The sequence below is a fragment of the Dryocola clanedunensis subsp. sulfonylureivorans genome (assembly GCF_016756775.1).
In the GTDB taxonomy this organism is placed as follows: Bacteria; Pseudomonadota; Gammaproteobacteria; order Enterobacterales; family Enterobacteriaceae; genus Dryocola; species Dryocola clanedunensis.
In genome coordinates this window covers 145,189-168,709 of the sequence record NZ_JAERMU010000003.1, presented here as the reverse complement: position 1 = coordinate 168,709, position 23,521 = coordinate 145,189, and the positions used below count along the sequence as shown (strand labels likewise).

Sequence of the window (23,521 nt, the reverse complement as noted above, 5' to 3'; positions counted from 1 at the left end):
ACAGAGGGATTTGAGTACATGACCGCCGCGGCAGACAATACCACCGTGACCTGTCTCGGTCACAAAATGAAATACAAAGAAGTCGCCTGTGGTAAACAGCTGAAGCACTGGCTGGAGCTGCAGTTTGTGGACGAGGACAACAATGCGGTATCCGGCCTGAAGGTTCAGCTGGAATACCATCCGCTGGCCACAGCGGCGGAGCTGGCGCTGTGGGCCAGGGGCGGGCACACTCGGTTTGACCCCACGCCGCCGCCGAATCCGCCCGCCGGCGTCACCGACAGTCAGGGACTGGTACGGTTCGATGACCTGTACTGGATAGCGGTAGACGTGAAAACTGATGGACAGAAGCTGGCCGACATCATGGAACAGCGTCCGTTGGGCATCCGGCGTAACCCGAACAGCCAGCCGGTGAGTGGAAACGCCTTTCGCCGGGAGACGCGGGACAAAAACTGGCGCACAGACGTGCAGGAGAAAGCGGAAGCCGTCGGTTACCGGCATCACTATGTGACCATCGGGGAGCTGTGCGATCGGCTGCCTGATATGCCTGGATGGGACTCGCCTGAACCGCCGGTGTTTCATTTTCCGCCGGGAAAGGCGTTGAAAGGGACGGAAATCACGCGGGATGCACTGGAGCAGCGACACGTTATCGAAATCTGTCCGTTCCGGGCGTGGGTGCTGCCCCTGCACGACACCAGGGACTATGACCTGGCGAACGCACTGAACCTCGGCATCATGGCCGATCTGGTGTATGCCGCCGAGGCGAATAATCCTACCATCGATTATTTTTTCCGGCAGAAGTGTCAGGATCTGTCCTGCCTCCCGCAGCTTGCGGAATACCCGAATTATTTTCACACACTGGCGGTGGATGTGCCGTTCCGCGACCGCTACCAGCCACCTGTCTACATGAACACCGGAGAGGGGGACACGGGAGAAGGTGATACCCGCCTGTTTACGGTGGAATGTGCCTCGCACGTGCTGGTCGCCTGGTGTGGTACCGACAGTCTGCTGAATGTCCTGACTGATTTGTCCTTTGCTCCGAAGCAGTGTCTGCCGGAGCTGGCCGGAGCGGGAAGCGTTCACGGCGGTTTTCTGGAGGCCTATCAGCTGGCAAATAGGAAGTTTGGGGATAAGTTGGATGCAGTTAATAAATCTCTGGAAGAAAGTGGCGGCGCGAAAAAACTATTTGTCTGCGGCCACAGTCTGGGCGGGGCGCTGGCTCTGCTTTATTCCGCCGAAATGAAAGCCTTTAACCCCGTGCTGTACACCTACGGGATGCCCCGAACCTTCACCCGCGCGGCGATCGCATCTCTGGGTAGCATCACACACTATCGGCATGTCAACGACAATGACACGATCACGCAGATCCCGCCGGATGCCGATCTCGATAATGAGTTTTACAGAACGTGGGGGCCTCTGGGCGACAAGCTGGGATTTGACTGGTCACTGACCACTGCTGCAGGGCTCAGTGTGGCCGTGCGGGACCTGACGTACCAGTCAACCGGGCTTGCGGAGAAAAAAGCCCCGTACTGGCATCACGGCAGCACGGTGATATTTTTCCGGGCGCAGCAGTGCGCGCTGCGTACCGCCAGCCCGTACCAGAAAAGCCTGGTCGACGGGCAGGCCTACATCCGGCATTTTGTGGCCACCAAGCTGTATGTGGTGCCGTCCCTGAATGAGGAGTGCCTGAAAGCCACCGGTGAACATCAGGCCTCGTTTATCCAGTGCCTGAACCCGGCCAGCCTGGCAAATACCTTTCCGCAGAATACTAACCCGGCGCTGAACGGCATCGGAACTGACCCCCGCAGCCACTCGATGGCGCACCGCTACCTGCCTTATATTCACAATCAGGTGCTGGAACTGGCCGATCCGGCCCGCGATATGAACCGGAAAGAGATGCGGGTCATGTTCCGGGAAGAGGTTGAGAAAGGCGCAGCCTACAGCAACCAGGATGAGGTTGAGCGTAACCGTGAGTTTCTGGCGCTGCAGGACATGCTGCCGGTGGCGCTGAGGCGAACACAGGCGGAAGAAACAGGAAAAAATGCCCTGCTGCGTTTTGCGGCGGTAACGGAGGAAGAAGTTGAACTCTCTCAGTAAAACCGTCGTCATTGCATGTGCTGTGACGCTGCTTTTCGGGTGTGATAACCGCCCTGATAAGACACTTTCTCCTCCGGAGAGGGCAAAGTGGGTGGACGTCACTTTCCGTGTCCCTGAGGGGATCTCGCTGCAGCCCGCTGATCTGCTGTACCGTTCGGCGCAGTGCAAATCTGTCCGCTATAACTCAAGTAATGAACCGCATGATATACCGGGCTATAACGATGTTGAGCGGTCATTCGGTGTGCCTGATGGCAATAATGTCCGGCGTCTGCGAGTTGCAGTGGATGGCGGCGGTCCGTGCCAGTGGCAGCTGAATTCGCTGATGGTGAGCTTTAGGATCGCGGACGATATTCCTCTAGTGAAGGGGAAAGAGGTTATCGATACCAGTTATATCTTCGATTTCGGGGATTACGGCCTCAGTGACGGTTACGGGACTGGGCGAGCTAGGGCATTCAGCGGGGAGAGACTGGAACTTAAGACAGACTTTTTCCCTATGACATATATTAGTCACATGCTTAACAAGACTACGCTGAAACTTTTTGGTGGGGATACGGATTCCGAAAAGTGGAGTCGACGTTATCAACTCAAAAATACGGAATTTATAACAATAGATCCGATGTTTCATGCCCAAAAAAGCGTGTCAATTGAGGCTGATAAAAAAAGAGGGTTCGGGATGATTATAACCTATCCGGGAGGAGATGAAGAGCATGTTCGGAAGGTTAATCCCGATTATCAAAGATTATTGTTGTTGAAATAAACAATCAGCTGAAAGGATCTTCTTGAGATCCTTTTTTTGGCGCGTAGTCTTTTGTAATCGCATTACCAAAATCCCTTAACGTGAGTTTTCGTTCCACTGAGCATCAGACCCCATCTCCGGGTAATGTTCTCGCATACCCTGAAGGAGAACGGCGTCGGGCCATTCTGCGGTTTTACCGAGATAATTCGCCACCGCGTCCAGCGGCATAGTTTCGACTTTCGTCACCCATACGCTAAGCGTGTCAGATGCATCTTCCGCATTCACATACCTCATCAGGCCTGGGACAATGCTTCGCTCTCGCCAGCGGATGGTGTGACGCTTGCTTCCTGAACGGACTTCAGGAAGCAAGCGTGGAACAATCTCAAGACTCTGCACCGCTATTTATCCTTTTCCACAGGACGGTAAAGCAATCGGCCAACAACCCCGCCGCTGCTGCCGTCACTCGGATGATGAACACCATCGGTCACATCAACGCTCGCAAAATCAAAGGGCGAGATACCCTCGATACATGCCACGTTAACACCGTATTGTTCCGGGTTGGATCGCCGCTGGTGAAACGTATAGATCCCGCAAACGGAACAAAAGAAATGTACCGCCTGCTGCGTATTAAACCGATACTCCGTCAGGCGCTCTTGCCCTTCCAGCACCGTAATCCCCGTCAGAGGCGCAGAGACGACAACTGCACCTCTCATCCGACAAAATGAGCAGTTACAGCGCCTGATGGTATCAAAGCCGCCTTCACTCAGCTCAACCGTAAATTTGACGCTGCCGCAATGACAGCTCGCTGCTAATTTTTGACTCATTATTACCTCCGCACAACCAGTGATTCATATGTAGTGTGAGCAACAGAACTGCTCAGCGCGCGCTTTACTTTATCCTCGTCTTAATTAAAATAGCCCACTCACTCCCTCTTTAAAGGTATTCGTCCAATGCGCCATTGATGCTGCCGTCCGTCTGACGGCCACTGATTTGTCCCGACCCGCTCGGGCAGTTCTGGCATCTATGGAGTTAATTTATGACGAATACGCATATCGCGCTGGAAAGCGTTGCATTTATCCTGCCTGACGGCACACCGCTGTTCTCACAGCTTAATGAAACCTTCGACGCTCGCCCTACGGGCCTGGTTGGTCGCAATGGGGTGGGTAAAAGCATCCTTTCGCAAATCCTTGCAGGAAAATGCCCACCGACATTCGGGCATTGTTCACGTTCAGGAAGCGTGCATTACCTTGCGCAGCAGGTTATTCCCCAACCAGACGCTACCGTCGCTGAACTCGCCGGTGCCAAAACCATCATTGACGCGCTGAGCCGCATCGAGATGGGCAGCGTCTCAGCGCTGGATTTTGATACTGTCGGCAACCGGTGGGATATCCATCAACGGTTGCAGCTCGAACTCGACCATTGCGGGCTGGGTTATCTTGATGCCTCGACCCCCGCCAGACGGTTAAGCGGTGGAGAGGCAATGCGTGTGTCTCTCATTGGCGCTTCGTTGTCCGATGCGGATTTTTTGATCCTGGATGAACCCAGCAACCATCTCGATCGCGCCAGCCGCAAGGCGCTGATTGCACAGCTGACCCGCTGGACAGGCGGTTTGATTGTGGTGAGCCATGACCGGGATTTACTGGAATCCATGCAGCGTATTGTTGAACTGTCTTCACACGGTTTGAGAAACTACGGCGGGAACTATTCCTTTTACGCGCAGCTTAAAGAGCTGGAAACTCAGCACGCGTTGCAACTGCTCAGCCAGAGAAAACAGGAGCGCAGTCGGGAACAAAAAGCGCTTAGTACCCAGAAGGCGCGTCTCGAAAAGCGGCAGTCCCGGGGAAGCCGTCAGGGGAAAGAGGCCAATCAGGCCAACATTTTGCTCGGTGGGCAAAAGCAACGCAGCGAAGCGTCAGCAGGGAAACTAAACCAGCTCCATCAGGCAGCGCGGCAGGAGCTGGATCTACGCGTACGCGAAGCGGCCGGCAAAATCGATGAGAATGCGAAAATCGTCGTGCATACGCCTGTTCTCAGATCCCCTTCCAGACGTCAGGTAGCCGCAATGATTGACGTGCAGCTTCCCTTTGTTGCGGAATGCATCTCGCCGCTGAACCTGACAATAACGGCCAGCCAGCGTATCGGCGTGGTCGGTGATAACGGCTGTGGCAAGTCAACATTGTTAAACACGCTCGCCGGTAAGCACCAGCCATCGAGTGGAGAATGCCGGGTGGCCAGGCGTCCGTGCATGCTCGATCAGCATTTTTCCAGCCTTGATACCCGCCGTACTCTTCTTGAGCAGCTCCTTGAAGCAAACCGATCCGCGGGGGAAGCCGAACTACGCATGCTGCTGGCACAGCTCGGCCTTGACGCAGATAAAATCCAGATCCCCTGCGGATCGCTAAGCGGTGGTGAGCGTCTGAAAGCTGCCCTCGCCTGCGTGTTATATGCCGATCCCGTGCCGGAGCTGTTGTTGCTTGACGAACCCAGCAACCATCTTGATTTACCCTCTCTTCAGGCGCTGGAGATGATGCTTTGTGGTTATCAGGGCGCGCTGGTTGTCGTCTCACACGATGACGTGTTCCTCAACAGCCTGAATTTAACCGACAGGTTATCCGTTCGGGCTGGTGGCTGGCAACTTGATGCCTGGTAGCAAGGGAGCGTTACCAGGCCTCTGGCTCTCTTATCATATGAACAATATTACAGGGATTCATAATCCATCCACCTTTAAAGCCTTCCGGTAAAGGTTCGACGGCATCACAGCGCACAACGCCCTGCCCCGCGATATGCTGCTCAGTCAGCCTGAAATCAGGGGTAAACAGCTCGAGCCACACCTCCGCCTGGCTCAGCCCTGGTGCTTCATCGATCCATAACCGGTTAGGGCCAAGAATAAATCCAGTGGCCGGCGGTTTATCGGTGATTTCCGTGAGCTTTATGACATGGCGATAAAAATCAATCGTTTGTTGAAACTGGTGCGGAGGAACTTTCATTGCGATATCAATACCACCTGTGATTTTGGTATCCATTAGCGGTTTCCTTCTTCATGTTAGTGTGGGTTAGCCAAACACGTAGATAAATTCCGATCCCTTACAGTATGAAAGCTCCTGCAGAATTTACCTGTGAACTTAGCGCTTTCCTCCATTGTTAGAGCAAACCACAACACGTTCACGAATAGACAAAACCCACTACGCGACGAAGCCTCCTTATTTTTCCAGCGATTGCTATCGCTCGAATTCAGGTCATTAATAAAACGCAACCCCCTGTTTGTTTATAAAAAAACAAACACAAAATCGATGCGTGAATAATTATTATTGATCTATATCAATAGCTTGTGATTATTTTCAGCAAGGCAAGAGGTCGTTTGTCTAAATTTAAATGTGGTTGCACTTCAAACATATCTTTCGTTCAATTTTAATGATGCAAATCAATTTTCGGACTGATTTTTGTTGTACAGAACGGCAAAACAAGAGAGAAAAAAACAATGCGCACATTATTTGAACGGATCAGGGAAGACCATAAATCCTTCCTTGCGGGGATTAACCTCTCGAAATTTCATGAGCATGGTGAAACGGTGTACCTTAAAAAGGGACAGGTTATCTCCGACATGCAAGGTGAAATTATTATTGCAATAAATGGTGGGCTTAGCCTGACAATGGATCCTGAGTTAAAAACAACCCGCAGAGGCAGTATCACAACAGAATCATTGCTATTCTTTACGGTTATGCCTTAAACCATTCTTGGCTATACGGGCATTTATGCTACAAAAATACCACTCTATTATTATGTCGAGCAGGATATTGCGATAGTCAGAATGACCAGACGAGAATTTGAAGCGCACTTCCTGCACAAAGATATTCAAACCACGACAGAGACACTTACTATGCTGTCTTTTTCAACGGCTTATATGCTCGATATTATAAATGAAAGAACCGGAACACAAGGGTATGATATCGTTCGCTCACTGATTTACCGCTATAATGCTGTGGCACATGAAACCAGCATCAACAAACACAGTCTTTCGTCTTACATTATCAAGAGGTCAAAGCTGTCGCGGAGTTATGTGTTTAAAATTTTGTCAGAGCTCAAGATCGGTGGCTATATAAGTATGTTGAATGGTGCCCTCCTTTCAATTGATGTGGATCTTCCTATGAAGTTTTAAACCCTACAATATCAGTCAGACATTCAAGCAGGACAGCAAATACGTTAACCGCATTAATATTTAACGGGGATTGTTTTATTAATGCTCAACATTTTACCTTTATTAATGGTAATGTATCCACCGTCTCGCAGACCAGACAAGATCTGGAAAACATAGCTTCTTGATAATCCCGTTCTTTTTAGTATAAAAGCCGACACGCTTTCTGCGCTTTTCACCTCACCCGCATAGAGATACTGGTATCGGTACAACAGGCTTCTGATGGTGTAATATCTCTCGCCGGCATTGCGCTCGTGATTGATGTAAACCAAAGCTGAAATCATGTAAGCCATGACTTTATTCAGATACAAAGAACCGATTGAAGATGCATGAATAGCCTCATCGAAATCCTCATAGCTCAAGGATATGACCCGGGCCTCTTTCTGCACATCATATCTCAAAGGCACAGCGCTATTATAGCGTTCTATCAACCCTATTGGCATATACTCAAAAGCATGCCCCAGCGCACAACCGCCTTCGATATTCGGTGAAATCAAAATTTCGCCCGAGACGCATATCAGAATTTCATTACTGCTCAGTGTTATCGATGTCCCAGCCTTATAGCTTACGCTGACCCCTTTATCCATGAAACTCAACAGATCGTTAAGCTGGCTGGAATCGATAAAATATGAATCAATTTTTTTTAGAGTCGCTATGTTTTTGCCAGGCATATCAAACCACCAGATAAAATAACGTAAAAGAACCAGCGTGACTGATTTTGATATTAATACCGACCAATCATTTTAAAAAACTTACGCCTGAAGGTGTACGGCAGTAGCATCTTGTTTTTCTTTAACATTTCCCCGCAGCGTCCAAGCTTATACCTGAGCAACCTTCCATAGATGACATGGCCAACATCGCCATAGCTAGCCACCGAACCTTCAATGTCTGAAGTATAAAGAAGATCGCGTAACCCCTTAATTTCACTTTCATAGGCAATGCGCTCAATCGTCATTTGTTCGACGATTAATTTAATATATTCGTCAGCAGAGACCCCGCAATTCCATGTCTCACTCATTGCTGAGAATGGCCTACTCTTATTCATTAGCCGCCTTGTTATTTTTCTGAATATTAAGATTTTGCGAAGTATATATATGTTTTACTGGGGCTAACAGTCTATTAATGGACCACGCTGAAAGCGGCGTATATTATGCGAGTTCATTAAAAAGTATCAGTAAATGTAAGTATTTATATTTATCCTCCCACCGTGCTTTTTTTTGATTATCAGTCCAGTATCGGACTGGACGCTGTTTATTCACAAACGTAATATTCGCCAACTTTTCAAGTTAACCAAAAAATGATGTTCATCCATCCCGCTTGTTGAATACTTCACGAGCGGCATTTTTCATCGTTTTAAACTGATAAGTCTTACTATTCTTGTTTAATTTAATCTCCGGTAAGGGAAAGAAATGAAGTTCACCAAAGTTGGCGCAGCAATCTTCTTCACTATTTGTGGCGTTAACGCTGCCATGGCGTCTAATACCATCACCTTCAACGGCACTGTTCTTGATAAAGGCTGCGACATCACCGTCGACGGCGGCACCGCAACAGCAACGGTTGATTTGGGCTCCACGGCCGCAACTGACCTGGTAAAAATGGGTGACCTGGGTGCTCCGAAGCAGTTTGTTTTTGATCTCGCCAACTGTCCTACGGCCTCATCTGCAAATATTGTTTTCTCAGGCCAGGTCGACGCCGATGCGAATAACCCGTCCTATTTCAAAAACACCGCAGAGGTCGGCGCTGCGACTATGGTCGCCGTGCAGCTGAAACAAGGGGGCTCTAACGGCACCATCGTTGAAAATAACGCTGATAACGATGAAATTGATCTCAGCTCAGGTGCCGCCACTGAAACTTATACCGCCCAGATGATTGCCACTGGTCAAGCCGTGGCCGGTAGTGTGAAGTCAGTTCTGACTTATAACGTCCGCTACAATTAATCCTTATGGAGGGGAAACCCTCCATTTTTTGCGAGCAAAACATGAAACCAATTACTTCACTCCTCCTTTGTGCCAGCGCTGCAATGAGTATGAGTGCCTCAGCAAGTATTGTCGTCGGTGGAACACGAGTGATATTCGACGGCACCCATAACGCCGCCACTTTATCTGTACAAAATTCAGATAAGGTCACCAATCTGGTTCAGTCCTGGCTCAGCCCGGCTGAGAGTGGATCGATAAAAAAAGAAAGTATGATTATTACCCCCCCGCTGTTCCGTCTGGAGTCAGGAAAAAAAGCATCGATTCGAATTGTCCGCTCCGGCACGCCGCTGCCTGGCGATCGTGAATCTATGTTGTGGCTGAATGTTAAAGGGATCCCGGCAACCGACGGGCCAGATCAAAATAACACCATGCAAATCGCCATCAATTCAAAAATAAAACTCATTTATCGTCCAGAGGCGTTAAAAGGGGCGTTGCCAGAACAAAGCGCGCAGAAGCTGGAGTGGGCGTTTGCCGGTCATGGTATTCGGGTCACTAACCCTACCCCGTTTTATATGAACTTCTCACATATAAAAATTAATAACCACAGCCTGACATCGCAATACTTTGCTGCGCCCTTTTCGACTTTAGATATCTCTGAAACAGGAATCGCGCCTCACGGTAAAATCACCTGGTCCCTTATTAATGACTACGGCGTTAAAGGCCAGGACAAAGTCACATCATATTAATCAGCATTAAAAAGTATCTGCGTCAGATACAGGGTCAAAATGGAAAAAGTTAAGCATACCAACGTCCTTTTTTTAGGGCTGGGGTTAAGTATCGCCGCCAGTATCTCCTGTGCATCTGCAAAGGAATATTTCAACCCTCATCTTTTGGAAACGGACAACGCCAGCGCCCCGGGCATGGATTTAAGTCTGTTTGCCAAAGATGAGGTGCCGCCAGGTCATTACAACGTTGATATTTATATCAATGGCAATCTGGTCGATACAAAAACAATTTCATTTCGCCAACAGACTCATTATCGCAATGGCGCACCGCAGAAGGATGTTGGTGCATGCTTAAGTGCAGCGCAGCTTAAAATCTGGAATGTCCGGGTTGAGAACTACTTCTCGAAAAAAGATAAAGACGCCGAGTGTGTCGATCTCTATACCATTCCTGATTTACAACAGAAGATTGATATCAGCCAGCAGCGCTTTGATTTAAGTATCCCGCAAGTCTCGCTTTTTAATACGTCCCGTGGCTTTGTCTCCCCGGACCGCTGGGATGAAGGTATTACCGCCGGGCTCCTCAACTATACGGTTTCCGGCCAGCAGGATTTACATCAGCACAACGGCAACGACAGCAGTAACCAGTTTGTCTCTTTACAGCCAGGACTGAATATTGGCCCGTGGCGCCTGCGCAATTATTCAACTTACACCCACTCCCAGACGGAAAATGACTGGGACTCGGTATACACCTACGTCTCACGGGATATTAAGTCATTAAAAAGTCAGTTGATGCTGGGTCAGGGTACGACTCAAGGCGGCATTTTCGACAGCATTGGTTTTACCGGTCTGCAAATGTATACCGACAATGATATGAAGCCAGACAGCATGCAGGGCTTTGCTCCGGTTGTCAGAGGCGTGGCGAGGAGCAACGCCGAGGTGACCGTTTATCAGAATGGCCACAGCATTTATAAAACGACGGTTCCACCCGGTCCGTTTGAATTCACAGATATGTATCCCACGGGGAGTTCCGGGGATCTGCGCGTTGTCGTTAAAGAGTCTGATGGTTCGCAAACGAGTTTTATTATTCCCTATGCCACGCTGCCGGTACTCCAGCGTGAGGGTCAGGTGCAGTACGGCTTTGTTGCAGGTAAGACCCGCGAAGAGGGTTCGAAAAACAAAGACTTTAACTTTGTGCAGGGCTCTGCCGCCTGGGGCGTCGGCAACGGCGTCACGCTGTATGGCGGCTATATACAGGCCGAAGATAAATATACCAATGTGATCGTTGGTACGGGATTTAATATGGGAGAGGCAGGCGCCCTCTCCCTGGATGCCTCACAATCGAGCGCGGATGTGCCGCAGCCCAATAATTATCATCAGCAAGAACATCATAACGGCCAGTCTTATCGCGCCCGCTACAGTAAGACATTGCAGCAGACAAATACTGATATTTCCGTCTCGGGGTATAAATTCTCCACCAGCGGTTATCTGTCGTTTCAGGATTTTATGAATGACTGGGATGCGGGCAATAGTTCCATAGAAAACGGCCGGGAGCGTAACCGCTTCGATATCACTGTTTCTCAAAATGTTTCTTTCGGAACGTTGTCTTTGAGTATGTATGACCAATCGTACTGGAACAGCGAGCACGCCAGCTCTGTGAATGTTGGCTTCAGCTCTTCATGGGGGCCGGTTTCTTATTCGGTTAACTATGCCCACAGTAAAAATGCCTCAGGGTACAGTGAATCGGACGAATATGATGACGACCGAATTTTATCGGTCAATCTCAGCCTGCCGTTCAGCGCATTGAGCAACCATGAGGATGTACAGTCGATTTCAGCTAACTACTCGCTCAATAGCAGTAAAAACGGCGATACCACCCACACCGTTGGTCTGTCAGGCTCTGCACTCCAGGACCATCAACTTAACTGGCAGGTATCGGAAGGCTACGACGCCGATGCCAAAGCAACGAATGGTAACGTGACCGTGGGTTACCAAAGCAGCTATGCAGATGTCTCTGCCGGGTACAGTTACGATGATTACAGCCGTCGTCTGAACTATAGCTTGCGTGGCGGTATGGTGGCGCATAGCAACGGTGTGACTTTAACGCGCCAGTTAAATGACAGTGTGGCTCTGGTTGAAACCCCGGGAGTCGCAGGAATGCCCGTCAGCGGGCAGACGAACGTCAGTACGGATATATTTGGAAACGCCGTCGTTCCCTACGTGCGGCCCTATCATGCAAACCAGATTGCCTTAAACACGATAGATAGCAAAACAGAAAACGCGGCAATAGATAACGTCAATAAAACGGTTGTGCCGACGAAGGGCGCGGTGGTTCGCGTCAGGTATAACACGTGGATTGGTCGTAAGGCGATGATGACGATCGCCTTCAACGGTAAGCCAGTGCCTTTTGGTGCGGTAGTCACGCAGTCAAGTGACAATACTGACGTTAAACGTAACAGCATTGTCGGCGATGCCGGAGAAGTTTACCTCGTGGGGCTGGCAGATAAAGGGCAGCTGTCGGTCAAATGGGGTGATGCTAAAAATAAGCGCTGTACTGTGGATTACGCTCTCGACAATACCGATACACGTGCCGACATCGTATTTCTTAACGGCATCTGTAAACCTGCAATGCAATAACCAGGGTGTGTTTAATGAAGTGCTTAAAGAAAATCAACGTTCACTCTGTGCAGGCGTTATTGCTGTGCTTACTGATGCAGCCTGCCTTTATTGAGAGTGCTCAGGCCTATAGCGATCGGGACGTTATCCAGCTGAACGTGACGGGGAATATCATCGATGGCACCTGTAATGTGACGAAACCCGAATCGATAGATCTGGGTAAATACTACTGGAAGGATTTTGCGGTTGCCGGGGGGAATACGGCAAACGTTCCTGTCACCATCGCCTTCGAAGGTTGTACCGCAGGACTCACGCAGGCAAACGTCAATTTTTCAGGCTCCCCCTATTCGGAGGATCCGGCCTATGGCACCGTCATTTACGCTAACCAGATTGCGCCCGATGCCGGCGGCACGACAGATGTTGGGCTACAGCTGTTTATCAGGGACGCCGGTCACCCGATAAGCGGCATAGCTCTGGCCAACGGGACAAACTACCCGGTGGAGATAGACGAAAATCACAGTGGTTCCATGACATTTAATTCAAGAATGTACACGCCACACGGTACGCCCACGCCCGGTGCGTTCAGCAGTGTCATTACCTTAAATGTCACTTACAATTAATCTTGTTATTCAGGACAATACAGTGTCGAGATTTCTCTTTTTCATTATCCTGCTTGCGGGTGTGACCCCCTTGATATCACAGGCAACGTGCCATCGGGACAATAGCGATGACACGCCAACAATCAGTACTATTTCACTGCCGTCGCAAATTCTGGTGAGCAGCAAAAACTACAGCGGTGGCGAAGTGCTTTATGATTCAGGTTACATTGCTGGCAATGACAGCGAGCTGCAGATCAAAGGGTGCAGCAACGATTATTATGTCGGCTTTCATTATAAACCCAGCAGCCTGCAAAATGCCTCTCCCGTTCTTGATGGCGTCTATCCAACCGGAATACCAGGTATCGGTATCAGGACCTATACATTGAATCAGGCGGGCCCTTTTGATCAGGAGCGAGTGATTGATAACACCTGGCAACAAGGCAATGGAGATAACGACCATACATTACGCAACTCGTCATACCGCATTCAACTGATTGCTACCGGCGGGCAGATTTCCGGTGGATCCCTGAACGAAATAGGCCAAATCGCGACGGTAGAATTCCGCGAGGGTCAAAGCAGTAGCGACACGGGCGACAATGCATCCGAATTATTTCTGACGAGCAGCAACGTTGAGGTGGTCGCTATGGGATGCAGTGCCACTGTTTCAGAAGTGAATATCCCGATGGGAGATATCGATATTTCTGCCTTCGAGAGCTCCCCTGTTGTTGAAGGCCCTCCACAAAACGTCGGGCTAAACTGCGCGGCAGGAACGAATGTCACGCTGAATCTCTCTGCCGTAAACCCCGTCACCAGTGGCGACACCCAGGACGGGACGGTCATTAGCCTGACAAAGGATAGCTCCGGCACAACCGCGACGGGCGTTGGCGTTCAGTTCAGCGTTTCCACTGCGGCTTTACCCCGGACCTATATGAAACCCAATACGACCATTACGCTCTTTCAGTCAAACCGAATCGCCGCTGCCGACTGGTCTGATGGTGCGGCGGCCGACGGCAGCGCCATTAGCGACCAGGGTGACGCCAGCAGCTTTGCTGATGCCGCCAATCCCGGAGGGACGGCAGAGAGTGAGAACCTGACGTTCTATGCTAATTATTATAAAACTGATGCAACAGTGACGCCCGGCACGGCTAATGCATCGGGAACGCTGACCCTGCAATATAACTAACGCTCATACTTGATGTCTCTTGTTGCAGGGACAGGCCAGATACCCGGCTATGTCCCTGCTCTTTCACTACGAAAGGCCGATAAAGAATCCTGCAATAGTGGCGCTCATCAAGTTTGAAAGCGTAGCGGCTGCCAGCGCCCTCAATCCCAGCTGCGCAATTTCGGAGGCACGCTGCGGCGCGATAGCAGAAAATGCGCCGACTACCACGCCGATGGAACCAAAGTTGGCAAAGCCACACAGTGCAAATGAGATAATCGCGACGGTTTTTTGATCGAGCGTACCCGCCACCTGGAGATAAGGTGAAAAGTTGAGGTAGGCGACGAACTCGTTGATCGCAAGCTTCTGGCCAATCAGACTACCGGCAAGGCTGGCATCGCTCCAGTCCACGCCCATCAGCCAGGCTAACGGCGCCAGAAGATATCCGAAGATCCCCTCAAGGGTAGCGTGTCCGTAGCCAAACCAACCGCCAATGCCGCCAATAATCCCGTTAATCAACGCTATAATCGCCACAAAGGCCATGACGACAGTCGCCACCCCGACCGCTATTTTCAGCCCCGCCATCGCGCCGCTGGCCGTGGCTTCAATAACGCTTTTCGCGGGAACGTCAGAGAAAGACAATTTATCAAATGAGATTTGTGAGGCTTCCGTCGCGGGACTTAACATCCTCGCAAACAGAATGCCGCCGGGGATAGCCATTAACGAGGCGGCCAGAAGATAATCGATGGGCACGCCGAGGCCGGCATAGCCAATCATCGTTGAACCCGCGATCGACGCCATGCCGCTACAGATAGCGGTAAACAGTTCGTTGCGGTTCAGGCGGTCGATGAAAGGTTTTACGATGGCGGGGATTTCATTTTGCCCCAGGAAGATGGTGGTGACCGCGACAAAGGACTCGATCTTACTGATATTTAATGCTTTCTGGAAAATACCACCCAGAATGCGAATCAGCCCGCCCATGACGCCAACATAGTAAAGCAGGCTAACCAGCGCAGTGATAAAGATAATTGCCGGCAGAACCCGAAAGGCAAAAATAAATCCTGCGCCATCGAAGAGTACATCCATTTTTGGCCCGACTAAGGATCCAAAAATAAATGCGCTGCCGGCATCGCTATAAGTAATGACTTTATGTACGCCCTGCGCCACTTGTTCAGCAATCCATTTTCCCGGCGGTAAATAAAGCATGATGCCGCCGATAACTATCTGCAACGCCAGCGCTGCGCCAACGGTACGCAGGCTTATTTTTCTTTTGTTGACTGACAATATCAATGCGATTGCCAGTAATACCACAACACCCAGAACGCTTCTCATTATATCCATAATGATTTTTCCTTCAGGCCAGGTTTGGTATATCTGTGATTTATGGGCAACCGCAAAATACCCATTATGACAGGCAATGCGCTAATGATTAAATTAGCGCAGGCCATTAAACGTTAGCGGTACATTCGTACACACTCTTCCACCAGCCCCCAGAACCAGTCGGTATCAATAGTGATACCAACTTTTGTATTAGGAGGATTGCCGGTAACACCCAGTTCATCGCAAACGGTTCGCCCATAGCATGGACCGCTATTAACATCGATCTCAACATGCATGTGCTGAGTTTTAATCCCTTCAGGATGAATCAGATAGCCGATGCAGGTCGCGTCGTGAACCGGGCCACCCGCAAGGCCATAGTTTTCATATTGTGTTTTAAGCGTAAAGTTCATGATATCGCTGAACAGCTGGCCCGCAGGGCCACCCGCCTTTTCCATTCTGGCGATCACGTCAGCGGTGCAGACGGTCTGGTTAGTCAGATCAAGTCCCATCATGACCAGCGGCGCGCCTGAGGTAAACACGACGCGGGCCGCTTCGGGATCGGCATAGATATTAAACTCCGCCGACGGCGTAAAGTTTCCGGTGCCGTACGCGCCGCCCATTAACACAATTTCACGTATTTTTGGCACAATAGCCGGTTGCATGCGCATGGCCACGGCAATATTTGTAAGTGGCCCGACAGGAACCAGAGTAATATCGCCGTCGCTGTCCATTAACGTATCAATAATATACTGCACCGCATGTTTTTTCTCTGCGCTGCGTTTTAATGGCCCAAAGACAGGGCCATCAAGCCCTGTTTCACCATGAATATTATCTGCAACAATTTGTTGACGCATAATAGGTTTTGGCATGCCCGCATAGACAGGAATATTAATATCAAGGTGCTGGCAGACATTAAGACCGTTGACTAACGTTTTGTCCAGCGTCTGGTTGCCGGCAACAATGGTAATACCCAGTAAATCCAGCGATGGATGTTTTGCTGCCATCATCATTGCAATAGCATCATCGTGACCGGGATCGCAATCTAATATAATTTTTCTTCTTTCCATTATTTATTTCCTCTTGCAGGGACAGGTAAGATATTTATTTCTATGAAGGGTCATTAAGGCCTTCGCGCTTAATATTTGAATCATATCTTCGGGAAATGTATGCTGGGTATGAGAAATCTCACACCAAGAATCGATTATGAAAGAAATACACAATGAGCACCTCAAGCGGCAGCTCATGGATGATTCAGGTTATGAACGGCAGTTCTCTGGCACAGTGTTTAGCGATACGCGGTTATTCCACGTCATGGCCGGGGATTTTATCGTCCGCGAAGGCAGCCAGCCGCTGTATCTGTTTTACCTGGTTCGCGGCCGTGCCAAACTGTATGCCACCCAACCTAACGGCAGGGTTTCGCTGATCGATTTTTTCTCCGCGCCCTGCTTCGTGGGTGAGATAGAACTGGTGAATCAGGAGCATGAGCCAAGGGACGTGCAGGCAATTGAAGAGTGCTGGTGTCTGGCGCTACCGATGAAGTCATACAGGCCGCTGCTGTTAGGCGATACGCTGTTTCTGCGCAACCTTTGCGTGGCGCTGAGCCAGAAAAACTACCGCAATATCGTCTCTCTGACCCAGAACCAGTCTTTCCCTCTGGTTAATCGCCTCGCGGCGTTTATCCTGCTGACGCAAAGCGGTGACGTGTACGATGAAAAACACACTCAGGCGGCGGAGTATATGGGCGTTACCTATCGACACCTGCTGTTCGTCATCGCGCAGTTTACCCGTGAAGGGCTGCTGCAAAAGCAAAAGACGGGATACGGCATTCGTAACAGAAAGGCGCTGGTCGCGCTGGCAGAAGAGATGGAGCCTAAGCACTAGCGGCGGGCGAAAAAAAGCCCCGACGGACGCCAGGGCTTCGTAAACTGCGGGGGATTAGTCAAATACGCCGTTAATAATGGTGGTTACGATAGCCGTACCGAGCGCAACCAGCACCAGATCGTCCCCGATAGCCTGCCATTCATAGCCGGGATAATACGGCAGCTGGTCAAGCATCGAGCGAGGCACGGCCTTTTTGGCAATCCCTGGGGGAAGCGGCTTGCCTCTCGCAAGGTTTTTGGCGATGCCGGGAGGCAGAGACTTATAGCCGGTCAGGCCATAGTTAACCGCCAGGCTGCGTGCATCTTTAAAGCTGATGTCCGAATCCACGTGGTCCGGCTTGCCGTAGTTCTTACGGCTGCCGTGGTCGGCGGAAGAATTCCCCTTACCCTGCTCCCCTTTATTGCTATGGGCATTCCCCTTTCCATTTCCATGGTTTGCTCCCTTACTACTACCACCGTTTCCGTTTCCGTTTCCGGGATTAGCAAACACGGGTGCAGTAAACAGCGCCAGTGAAACAACAACGGTTACAGCTGAAAGTAATCCTCGACGCTTAAACATAAATCACTCCGTAACATATGGGCGTTCTGTTCAATCTATGTGCACACGATCCCTCCAGCAACCGTATTAATCTTATTTTGCAACGCTGCCGGTTACCGATCGCATCTTTGAGATCTTCCTGGCAGCATCGGTAGAAGCTTGTCTCCCGTAAACGGCAAAGCATTTTCCCTCATCATTCCTATACTGAGATGACTTCGCAGTCAGCCCGGCGAAATCATACAACAGGTAAGCTGACCCGGCGCTCCACAATCAGATCACACTCCTTTAAGGAATGCATTGATGAAATCCTGCCGCAAATTTTGGATAAAAGCCTGCTGCATGGGCATTGTTATTATCGCGTCGACAAACGTCAACGCAGCCGAACAAGCGTCACAGGTGAAATATGAGGCGGGAACGCTACCGGCCAAATGGCATACCGGCGGCCCGGAATGCGCCACTTTCCGCGATGATTTCCAGGTGCACCAATACAACGACAATTTTTATATTCTGCGTGAATCAGGCTGCGTACATACCGAGAAACCTTTCCTTTATCTTTTGTTCGGAAAAGACCGGGCGATTCTCTTTGATACAGGCGCGGGGAAAGACACCGACCCGGCTACCGGCCGGGTGCCTGACGTTGTGGGGGCCGTCGACGGCGTCATCAATCAATGGCTGAAAAAAAACCATCGCCAGTCTGTTCCTTTAGTCGTCACGCACCTGCATTCGCACTTTGATCATATCTGGGGCGACGCGCAGTTTATAAAGCGTCCTGATACCACCTTCGTTAAGCCGGGCGACGTAGAGACGCTGAAGCAATTCTTTGGCATTCATAAGTGGCCGGAGGAGACGGGACGTTACGATCTTGGCGGGCGAGTTCTGGATATTATTCCAACGCCGGGACATGACGCGACCAGCATCGCCGTTTATGACCGACAGACGGCGGTGCTGTTGACTGGCGATGTGCTGTATCCCGGACGGCTGTATATCAATGAACGCAACCCAGACCTGATGCAGGCAAGCGTACAGCGCCTGGTTGATTTTACCGCGACCCGTCCGGTTGCGCAGATACTTGGCACGCATGTTGAACGTCGCGCGCCCTACTATGATTACCCAAGGGGGACGCACTATGCCCCGGAAGAGTTCCCGCTGCAGATGGGCAGAGCCAGTTTACTGGAACTACTGGAAGCGACGAAGCTGCGTAGCGGGCAAGGCAGCCACAGCCACATCACCCAGAAGGCCTATCGCGATTTTACACTGTGCGGCGTTTACCCCGTCTGTGAGCCGGTAAACGCGCCGGCCAGTACGGAGCAGATAAACGATCTTAGCCAGCCGTTGCCCTGACCGAACATTTTTTGCCCTATCTCGTTGATAATTAAATTACCGCGATGAAATTGAGAGACAGAGATAGGGTAAACTACCCGATGACTGCGAGGCAAAGATGCCAAAAAATATGACCGACTCACCACTTCTGGAACAATGATGAGACTCAATCCACTTACTTTTTCGGCACTCTGTTCAGTGTTGTTACTTTCTGGCTATGCTCGCGCCGAAATCGATCTGGGCTCGATTGATCTATTCTCAAAGGACAGCGCGAGCAGCCCAATCCCTAAAGGGCTGGTCGTTGGTGGCGCCGCCGTGACGGGCACTCACCGCTATAAAGCGGAGGATACCAAAACCTATTTTATCCCCGGCGCGCTCTATTTCGGCGACCAGTTCATGTATCTCGGCGATCGCGGTCGCTACTATTTTGCGCTGAACGACACTTTCGCCGCCTATGGCTACGGCCGATATCGCTTTGGAAATCTGGACCCGGACGATCATCATGAATTTGCCGGTATGCACAAGCGCAGAGGCGAGTTTGAGGCAGGTGTCGGAGGCACGATTATTACTCCATACGCCCTGTTGAGCGCCCGAATCAGCTCCGATGTCACAGGACAGAGTAACGGTCAGGAGCTGTTGCTGTGGGCTGACTTTCCTGTCGTTCGCGGCAGGCTGCTGATTATGCCCGGCGTGGGCATGATGATCCGCAGTGATAAAATGGCTAATTATTACTTCGGCGGCGTCTCGTCCGGCGAAGCCACCGCGCAGCGTAAAGAGTGGGATACGGGGACGACGTTCTCACCTATGACGGCGATCATTACCAGCTACCGCTTCAACGATAAGTGGATGGCGATGTTTGCGGCAAACTACGAGTTTTACGACAAGAGTATTGCCGACAGCCCTCTCGTGCAGCATGACGGAGAGCTGTATACCATCGCCGCCGTCGGCTACACCTGGTAGAAATAGCTGTGAACGGGGAAGCCGTTACTTCCCTGTTTTCCCCCCGCCCAGCGCTTTATTCAGCACAATATCGCTGCTGACAATGCTGCTGTTCAGCGTCAGCTGCTTTATCTTCTCTGCCACTAACTGGCTGCCTGCCGTGGAGGCGGCCTCTTTGCTGATCAGGCCCCGTCTGAAACGTGCCGCGGCGTTGTTGGCGGTAAACGAAGCGGCCGTTATTTTCTGCTGTTGCAGCTCGGCTTCTTCATTCAGAGATTGCATCTCGCTGCCGACGACGGCGACATCCCTGACGGCGGTTAACACGGCCTGGTTATACTGCGAAATCATGATGTCACGCTGACGGCGCGTTTTATCCAGGTTTGCTTCCAGCTGGCCGCCGGAGAAGATGGGCAGATACAGACCCGGAACGATATTAATCTGCTGGCTGGCGTGGTTAAAGAGATCGTCAAGATGCAGCGCATCAAAGCCAAAGAACGCTTTGATATCAAACTTTGGATAAAAGGCGGCTTTTGCGGCATCGATCTGACTCATCGACGATTTTACGTACCAGTGTGCCGCCTGCAAATCGGGGCGTCGGGCCAGCAGCTGGTAGTTCAGCGACGCAGGCAGCCTGGTTGAAGGCACCGGCAGCGAAACCGGCTTCAGCTCGGGCAGTTCTCCCCCTCCGACAATCAGACGCAGCGATTCGCGATACTTCACCCGCTGCTGTTTAGCCGAAGAGATTTGCTGTTCAACCGTCAGCAAATGCGCCTTCGCCGCTTCGGCGTCAGCTCGCGATTCCAGCCCCCGGGCAGCACGGGCTTCGTGGGACTGCAAGGCGTATGATTCTATCGCTTTCTGCTCTTCCAGCAGCGCAATCAGCTGGCCTGCAGTCTGCATCGCGTAATAAAGCTGAGCCGTGTCGGCGGATATTTCCAGGCTAACCGCGGACGCCTCGAGCTTACGCGCATTCTGTACGCCCATCCCCGCTTCAAGCTGTGAACGGTGTTCCCCCCAGATATCGATATCCAGTGTGGCGCCTAGCCCCACGATGCCCTCGGTGTACCAGGGCCCCGTCAGCCCAAGAGCAGGACGGTCGTTGGCAAATGGCCCAAGGTAGCCATTCGATGAGACGTGCGCCCGATCGATACTGGCGGTACCGAAAATTTTAAGGTTTGATCCTGACTCAATCAGCTGTACATCCGATCTGGCCTGCTGCACTTTCGCATGGGCCAGCGCCATCGACGGCGAGTTTTTAATTGCCCGGTCGATTAACGCATCGAGCTGCGGATCGCGATAGGTTTTCCACCACTGCTCCTGCGGCCAGCTGGCGTTGGTTAGCTGTAAATCAGCCGGCAACACCACATCGCTTCCCTGAATTTGCTTAAGCGGCGTGTCGTCATTGTTCATTAAGGCGCAGGAAGTCAGAAGCATGCACAGCAGCACGCTCAGAGGTTTGTATTTATGCAGCATCATCGAATTTTTCATAGGTCAAACTCACGGTCCTCGGCCAGCCTTTTTTTCTGGCTCGCCAGTAACTCAGCAATTTCGTAAAAGAGGTGCTGCACTTTTCTGTCCAGCGCAGACTGCGGTTGAAAATCGGCAGGCGTCGTCTCACTCTGCCAGCCTGCCAGCACCGCAGGTTCGCTCACCGCCCTGGCGCTTAACGCCAGCAGCTCGCTCGCCCGTTCACGAAGTGGTGCATAGACAGCATCTGCCGTCTGGTCAGCTTCCACGGCCATGCTGTCCATGATGTACAGCACCTCCCGGACATGCCCAAGAACGGCCTGCGTCGTGTAGATATCGTATTCAGACTGATCGTCTCCCGGCGCTCCGCCCGGCTCAAGGGCCACGCGCGCGGCAATGTTTTCGCAGTTTGCCAGCTCCTGCCAGAGCTGTAGCGAAACCAGACTATTGCCCGCGTGCTGTTTAATTCGCTGCGAGGCATTCTGCAAAATACGTGAAATGCTTTTCCACAGCTGTTCCCCTTCGACTTCTGGCCATAACAGGACGTGGGTGAGCGTCGCTATGCCCACGCCGAGCAGGATGCCGATGATCCTGTCACGGATCTCAACCAGCTCGAAGGTCGGGCCAAATGCCTCAAGCAGCGCCAGGGCAAACGTAAACATCAGCTGAATGCCTGCATAGCTCATCTTCTCGCTGCCGGCGTACACCCATGCGCCCAGTGCCACCACGGGCAGCGTCATCAGCAGTAAGCCCACGATGGTGTCAATATGGGGCATCACCAGCACAACCATTAGCAGCGCGATCAGGCTACCGATCACCGCCCCGATAACACGCAGCAAAGCACGCTGGGTGGTCGTGCCAAGGCTCGACTGCGCCACGATAACGCAGCTGAGCATGATGGTGTGGATCCCCTGCCAGTCAGTTGCGACGTAGATGAGATAACAGATGAAGCTGGAAAGCGCCGTCTTTAAGGCGAATTTTAGATAGGTGGGATTGAGCTGAAAGGGCTTCTTCTCCGGTGCGGGCTGCGTCACCGGTGCCTGGACATCATGGTGATGGGAAAAGGCAACCAGCGTATCCAGCATTTTAAGCAGGACCGGGGATGTGCCTGACGAAGGCTGCCATTCAGGCCCCTCAGGCATCACAAACTGGCTGTCGTTTGCCATCGATGCTTGCAGCGCGAGACAGGCTTCACGTACCTGCAAAAGCAGTCCAGTGTCCGCCACGGGTTGCAGGTGCTGAGCCGCCAGATACAAGGTCGAAATCGTGTTCAGGCGCGCAAGCTGGAAGGCTTTGGTATTTTTGTACTGACGGTTATGCATCACCGCGAAAGCCAGCAAATGTTGCAGCGACAGGATTTTTCCCTGAAGAACCTCGGCGCTGACGGCTTCCGGCAGCGGCGTCTTATTTATCAGACATTCCAGGCGCTGCAGCGTCTCGTTGTTCTGCGCGAGCATGACCTGCCGGAACTGCTGCACGGGATCCTGAGGAATGAACAGCAGGTTGGTGATAAGCGTCAGCAGAATTGAATAATTGATCGCTACCCATAGCCACATCATCAGCCTGACGACCAAATCGGCATTGTCCGTGACGTCTGCAAAGGTGTGGGTGTAAATAATGATAACGCTGGTCAGAAAGAAGACGATCCCGGCTTTGCTGGCCCGCATCATATAAACGCTGCCAAAAAACAGGACGTAGGCCAGCAGGATACGCAGCATCGGATAGCTGTAGGTAAATTTCAGCGTCAGTATTGAAAGGCCAATCGCAAGCGTCGTGCCGGAAAAGAACAGTATCGCCGTCATTTTCGACAGCACGACGTTTTTCTGCGTGACGTAAAACACAGCAATCAGCGACAGGGCCAGGAAAGGGATTTGCAGGGTCATTGAAATCATGATGACCAGCGCACTGGTGATGAGGCAGCGCATCATCACGCTGCTTCGACCAGGATAATCCGACAGCATTTCGAGCAGCGCGCTCGTTTTCTCAGCCAGGGATCTTGTCGGCTTAATACTCATATCACCCC

23 protein-coding genes are annotated in these 23,521 nt (G+C 51.3%); 13 read left to right on the top strand and 10 right to left on the bottom strand.

Annotated elements, in window-relative coordinates:
* Positions 1-18 precede the first annotated feature (18 nt).
* Together HYQ67_RS04290 and HYQ67_RS04285 are read left to right on the top strand one after the other, a co-directional pair.
* Complete coding sequence (locus tag HYQ67_RS04290) at positions 19-2,094, top strand: lipase family protein (RefSeq protein ID WP_237391085.1); 2,076 nt, start codon at positions 19-21, stop codon at positions 2,092-2,094.
* On the top strand, positions 2,078-2,851 hold the full coding sequence (locus HYQ67_RS04285; RefSeq protein ID WP_202301765.1) for a hypothetical protein: 774 nt from the start codon (positions 2,078-2,080) through the stop codon (positions 2,849-2,851). Before HYQ67_RS04290 ends, HYQ67_RS04285 begins: the two co-directional genes overlap by 17 nt.
* 75 nt (positions 2,852-2,926) lie before the next feature.
* Here the strand turns inward: HYQ67_RS04285 and HYQ67_RS04280 are convergent, their stop codons facing one another.
* The gene (locus HYQ67_RS04280; protein WP_202301763.1) at positions 2,927-3,226 is read right to left on the bottom strand and encodes an ASCH domain-containing protein; all 300 of its coding nucleotides are present in this window, start codon (positions 3,224-3,226) and stop codon (positions 2,927-2,929) included.
* Between the two features lie 2 nt (positions 3,227-3,228).
* Entirely contained in the window at positions 3,229-3,657 is a 429-nt protein-coding gene (locus tag HYQ67_RS04275; RefSeq protein WP_202301949.1) for a GFA family protein, read from the bottom strand.
* Between the two features lie 209 nt (positions 3,658-3,866).
* Here HYQ67_RS04275 and HYQ67_RS04270 point away from each other — a divergent pair, with 209 nt between their 5' ends.
* Complete coding sequence (locus tag HYQ67_RS04270) at positions 3,867-5,480, top strand: ABC-F family ATP-binding cassette domain-containing protein (protein ID WP_202301761.1); 1,614 nt, start codon at positions 3,867-3,869, stop codon at positions 5,478-5,480.
* A gap of 10 nt (positions 5,481-5,490) precedes the next feature.
* On the opposite strand, the gene HYQ67_RS04265 is transcribed toward HYQ67_RS04270, so the two are convergent.
* Entirely contained in the window at positions 5,491-5,853 is a 363-nt protein-coding gene (locus HYQ67_RS04265) for a hypothetical protein (RefSeq protein WP_202301759.1), read from the bottom strand.
* 455 nt (positions 5,854-6,308) lie between these two features.
* On the opposite strand from HYQ67_RS04265, the gene HYQ67_RS04260 reads away from it, so the two are divergent.
* Complete coding sequence (locus HYQ67_RS04260) at positions 6,309-6,557, top strand: hypothetical protein (protein ID WP_202301757.1); 249 nt, start codon at positions 6,309-6,311, stop codon at positions 6,555-6,557.
* Positions 6,558-6,638: 81 nt separating this feature from the next.
* Positions 6,639-6,986, top strand: a complete 348-nt coding sequence (locus tag HYQ67_RS04255) for a helix-turn-helix domain-containing protein (protein ID WP_202301755.1) — start codon at positions 6,639-6,641, stop codon at positions 6,984-6,986.
* Positions 6,987-7,039: 53 nt separating this feature from the next.
* Here the strand turns inward: HYQ67_RS04255 and HYQ67_RS04250 are convergent, their stop codons facing one another.
* Positions 7,040-7,693, bottom strand: a complete 654-nt coding sequence (locus tag HYQ67_RS04250) for a helix-turn-helix domain-containing protein (protein ID WP_202301753.1) — start codon at positions 7,691-7,693, stop codon at positions 7,040-7,042.
* Between the two features lie 53 nt (positions 7,694-7,746).
* Positions 7,747-8,067, bottom strand: coding sequence for a hypothetical protein (locus tag HYQ67_RS04245; protein WP_202301752.1), 321 nt, complete (start codon positions 8,065-8,067; stop codon positions 7,747-7,749).
* Positions 8,068-8,431: 364 nt separating this feature from the next.
* Between HYQ67_RS04245 and HYQ67_RS04240 the strand changes: the two genes are divergently transcribed.
* From HYQ67_RS04240 to HYQ67_RS04220, 5 genes are read left to right on the top strand one after another with little or no spacing between them, the layout of a single operon-like run.
* Positions 8,432-8,959 carry a fimbrial protein gene (locus tag HYQ67_RS04240; RefSeq protein ID WP_202301751.1) on the top strand — a complete coding sequence of 176 codons (528 nt, stop codon included), beginning with the start codon at positions 8,432-8,434 and terminating at the stop codon, positions 8,957-8,959.
* A gap of 41 nt (positions 8,960-9,000) precedes the next feature.
* Positions 9,001-9,684, top strand: a complete 684-nt coding sequence (locus HYQ67_RS04235; RefSeq protein ID WP_202301750.1) for a fimbrial assembly chaperone — start codon at positions 9,001-9,003, stop codon at positions 9,682-9,684.
* Positions 9,685-9,723: 39 nt separating this feature from the next.
* Positions 9,724-12,297, top strand: a complete 2,574-nt coding sequence (locus tag HYQ67_RS04230; protein WP_202301749.1) for a fimbria/pilus outer membrane usher protein — start codon at positions 9,724-9,726, stop codon at positions 12,295-12,297.
* Positions 12,298-12,311: 14 nt separating this feature from the next.
* Positions 12,312-12,896 (top strand): fimbrial protein, encoded by a 585-nt coding sequence (locus tag HYQ67_RS04225; RefSeq protein ID WP_237391083.1) that lies wholly within the window; start codon positions 12,312-12,314, stop codon positions 12,894-12,896.
* 22 nt (positions 12,897-12,918) lie between these two features.
* Positions 12,919-14,058: a type 1 fimbrial protein gene (locus HYQ67_RS04220; RefSeq protein ID WP_202301748.1), complete on the top strand. Its 1,140-nt coding sequence runs from the start codon at positions 12,919-12,921 to the stop codon at positions 14,056-14,058.
* A 66-nt stretch (positions 14,059-14,124) separates the two neighbouring features.
* On the opposite strand, the gene HYQ67_RS04215 is transcribed toward HYQ67_RS04220, so the two are convergent.
* Both HYQ67_RS04215 and rihB read right to left on the bottom strand, forming a co-directional pair.
* Positions 14,125-15,375 (bottom strand): NupC/NupG family nucleoside CNT transporter, encoded by a 1,251-nt coding sequence (locus HYQ67_RS04215; protein ID WP_202301747.1) that lies wholly within the window; start codon positions 15,373-15,375, stop codon positions 14,125-14,127.
* Positions 15,376-15,488: 113 nt separating this feature from the next.
* Entirely contained in the window at positions 15,489-16,421 is a 933-nt protein-coding gene (gene rihB, locus HYQ67_RS04210; protein WP_202301746.1) for a ribosylpyrimidine nucleosidase, read from the bottom strand.
* 136 nt (positions 16,422-16,557) lie between these two features.
* On the opposite strand from rihB, the gene HYQ67_RS04205 reads away from it, so the two are divergent.
* On the top strand, positions 16,558-17,235 hold the full coding sequence (locus HYQ67_RS04205; RefSeq protein WP_202301745.1) for a transcriptional regulator YeiL: 678 nt from the start codon (positions 16,558-16,560) through the stop codon (positions 17,233-17,235).
* A gap of 54 nt (positions 17,236-17,289) precedes the next feature.
* Here HYQ67_RS04205 and HYQ67_RS04200 read toward each other — a convergent pair whose 3' ends face one another.
* Positions 17,290-17,793: an anti-virulence regulator CigR family protein gene (locus HYQ67_RS04200; protein ID WP_202301744.1), complete on the bottom strand. Its 504-nt coding sequence runs from the start codon at positions 17,791-17,793 to the stop codon at positions 17,290-17,292.
* A gap of 279 nt (positions 17,794-18,072) precedes the next feature.
* On the opposite strand from HYQ67_RS04200, the gene HYQ67_RS04195 reads away from it, so the two are divergent.
* Together HYQ67_RS04195 and HYQ67_RS04190 are read left to right on the top strand one after the other, a co-directional pair.
* Complete coding sequence (locus HYQ67_RS04195) at positions 18,073-19,113, top strand: MBL fold metallo-hydrolase (RefSeq protein ID WP_202301743.1); 1,041 nt, start codon at positions 18,073-18,075, stop codon at positions 19,111-19,113.
* Positions 19,114-19,251: 138 nt separating this feature from the next.
* Positions 19,252-20,052, top strand: coding sequence for a MipA/OmpV family protein (locus HYQ67_RS04190; protein WP_202301741.1), 801 nt, complete (start codon positions 19,252-19,254; stop codon positions 20,050-20,052).
* 24 nt (positions 20,053-20,076) lie between these two features.
* On the opposite strand, the gene HYQ67_RS04185 is transcribed toward HYQ67_RS04190, so the two are convergent.
* Together HYQ67_RS04185 and HYQ67_RS04180 are read right to left on the bottom strand one after the other, a co-directional pair.
* Entirely contained in the window at positions 20,077-21,519 is a 1,443-nt protein-coding gene (locus HYQ67_RS04185; RefSeq protein WP_202301739.1) for an efflux transporter outer membrane subunit, read from the bottom strand.
* Positions 21,516-23,513: an FUSC family protein gene (locus HYQ67_RS04180; RefSeq protein WP_202301737.1), complete on the bottom strand. Its 1,998-nt coding sequence runs from the start codon at positions 23,511-23,513 to the stop codon at positions 21,516-21,518. Before HYQ67_RS04180 ends, HYQ67_RS04185 begins: the two co-directional genes overlap by 4 nt.
* Positions 23,514-23,521 lie beyond the last annotated feature (8 nt).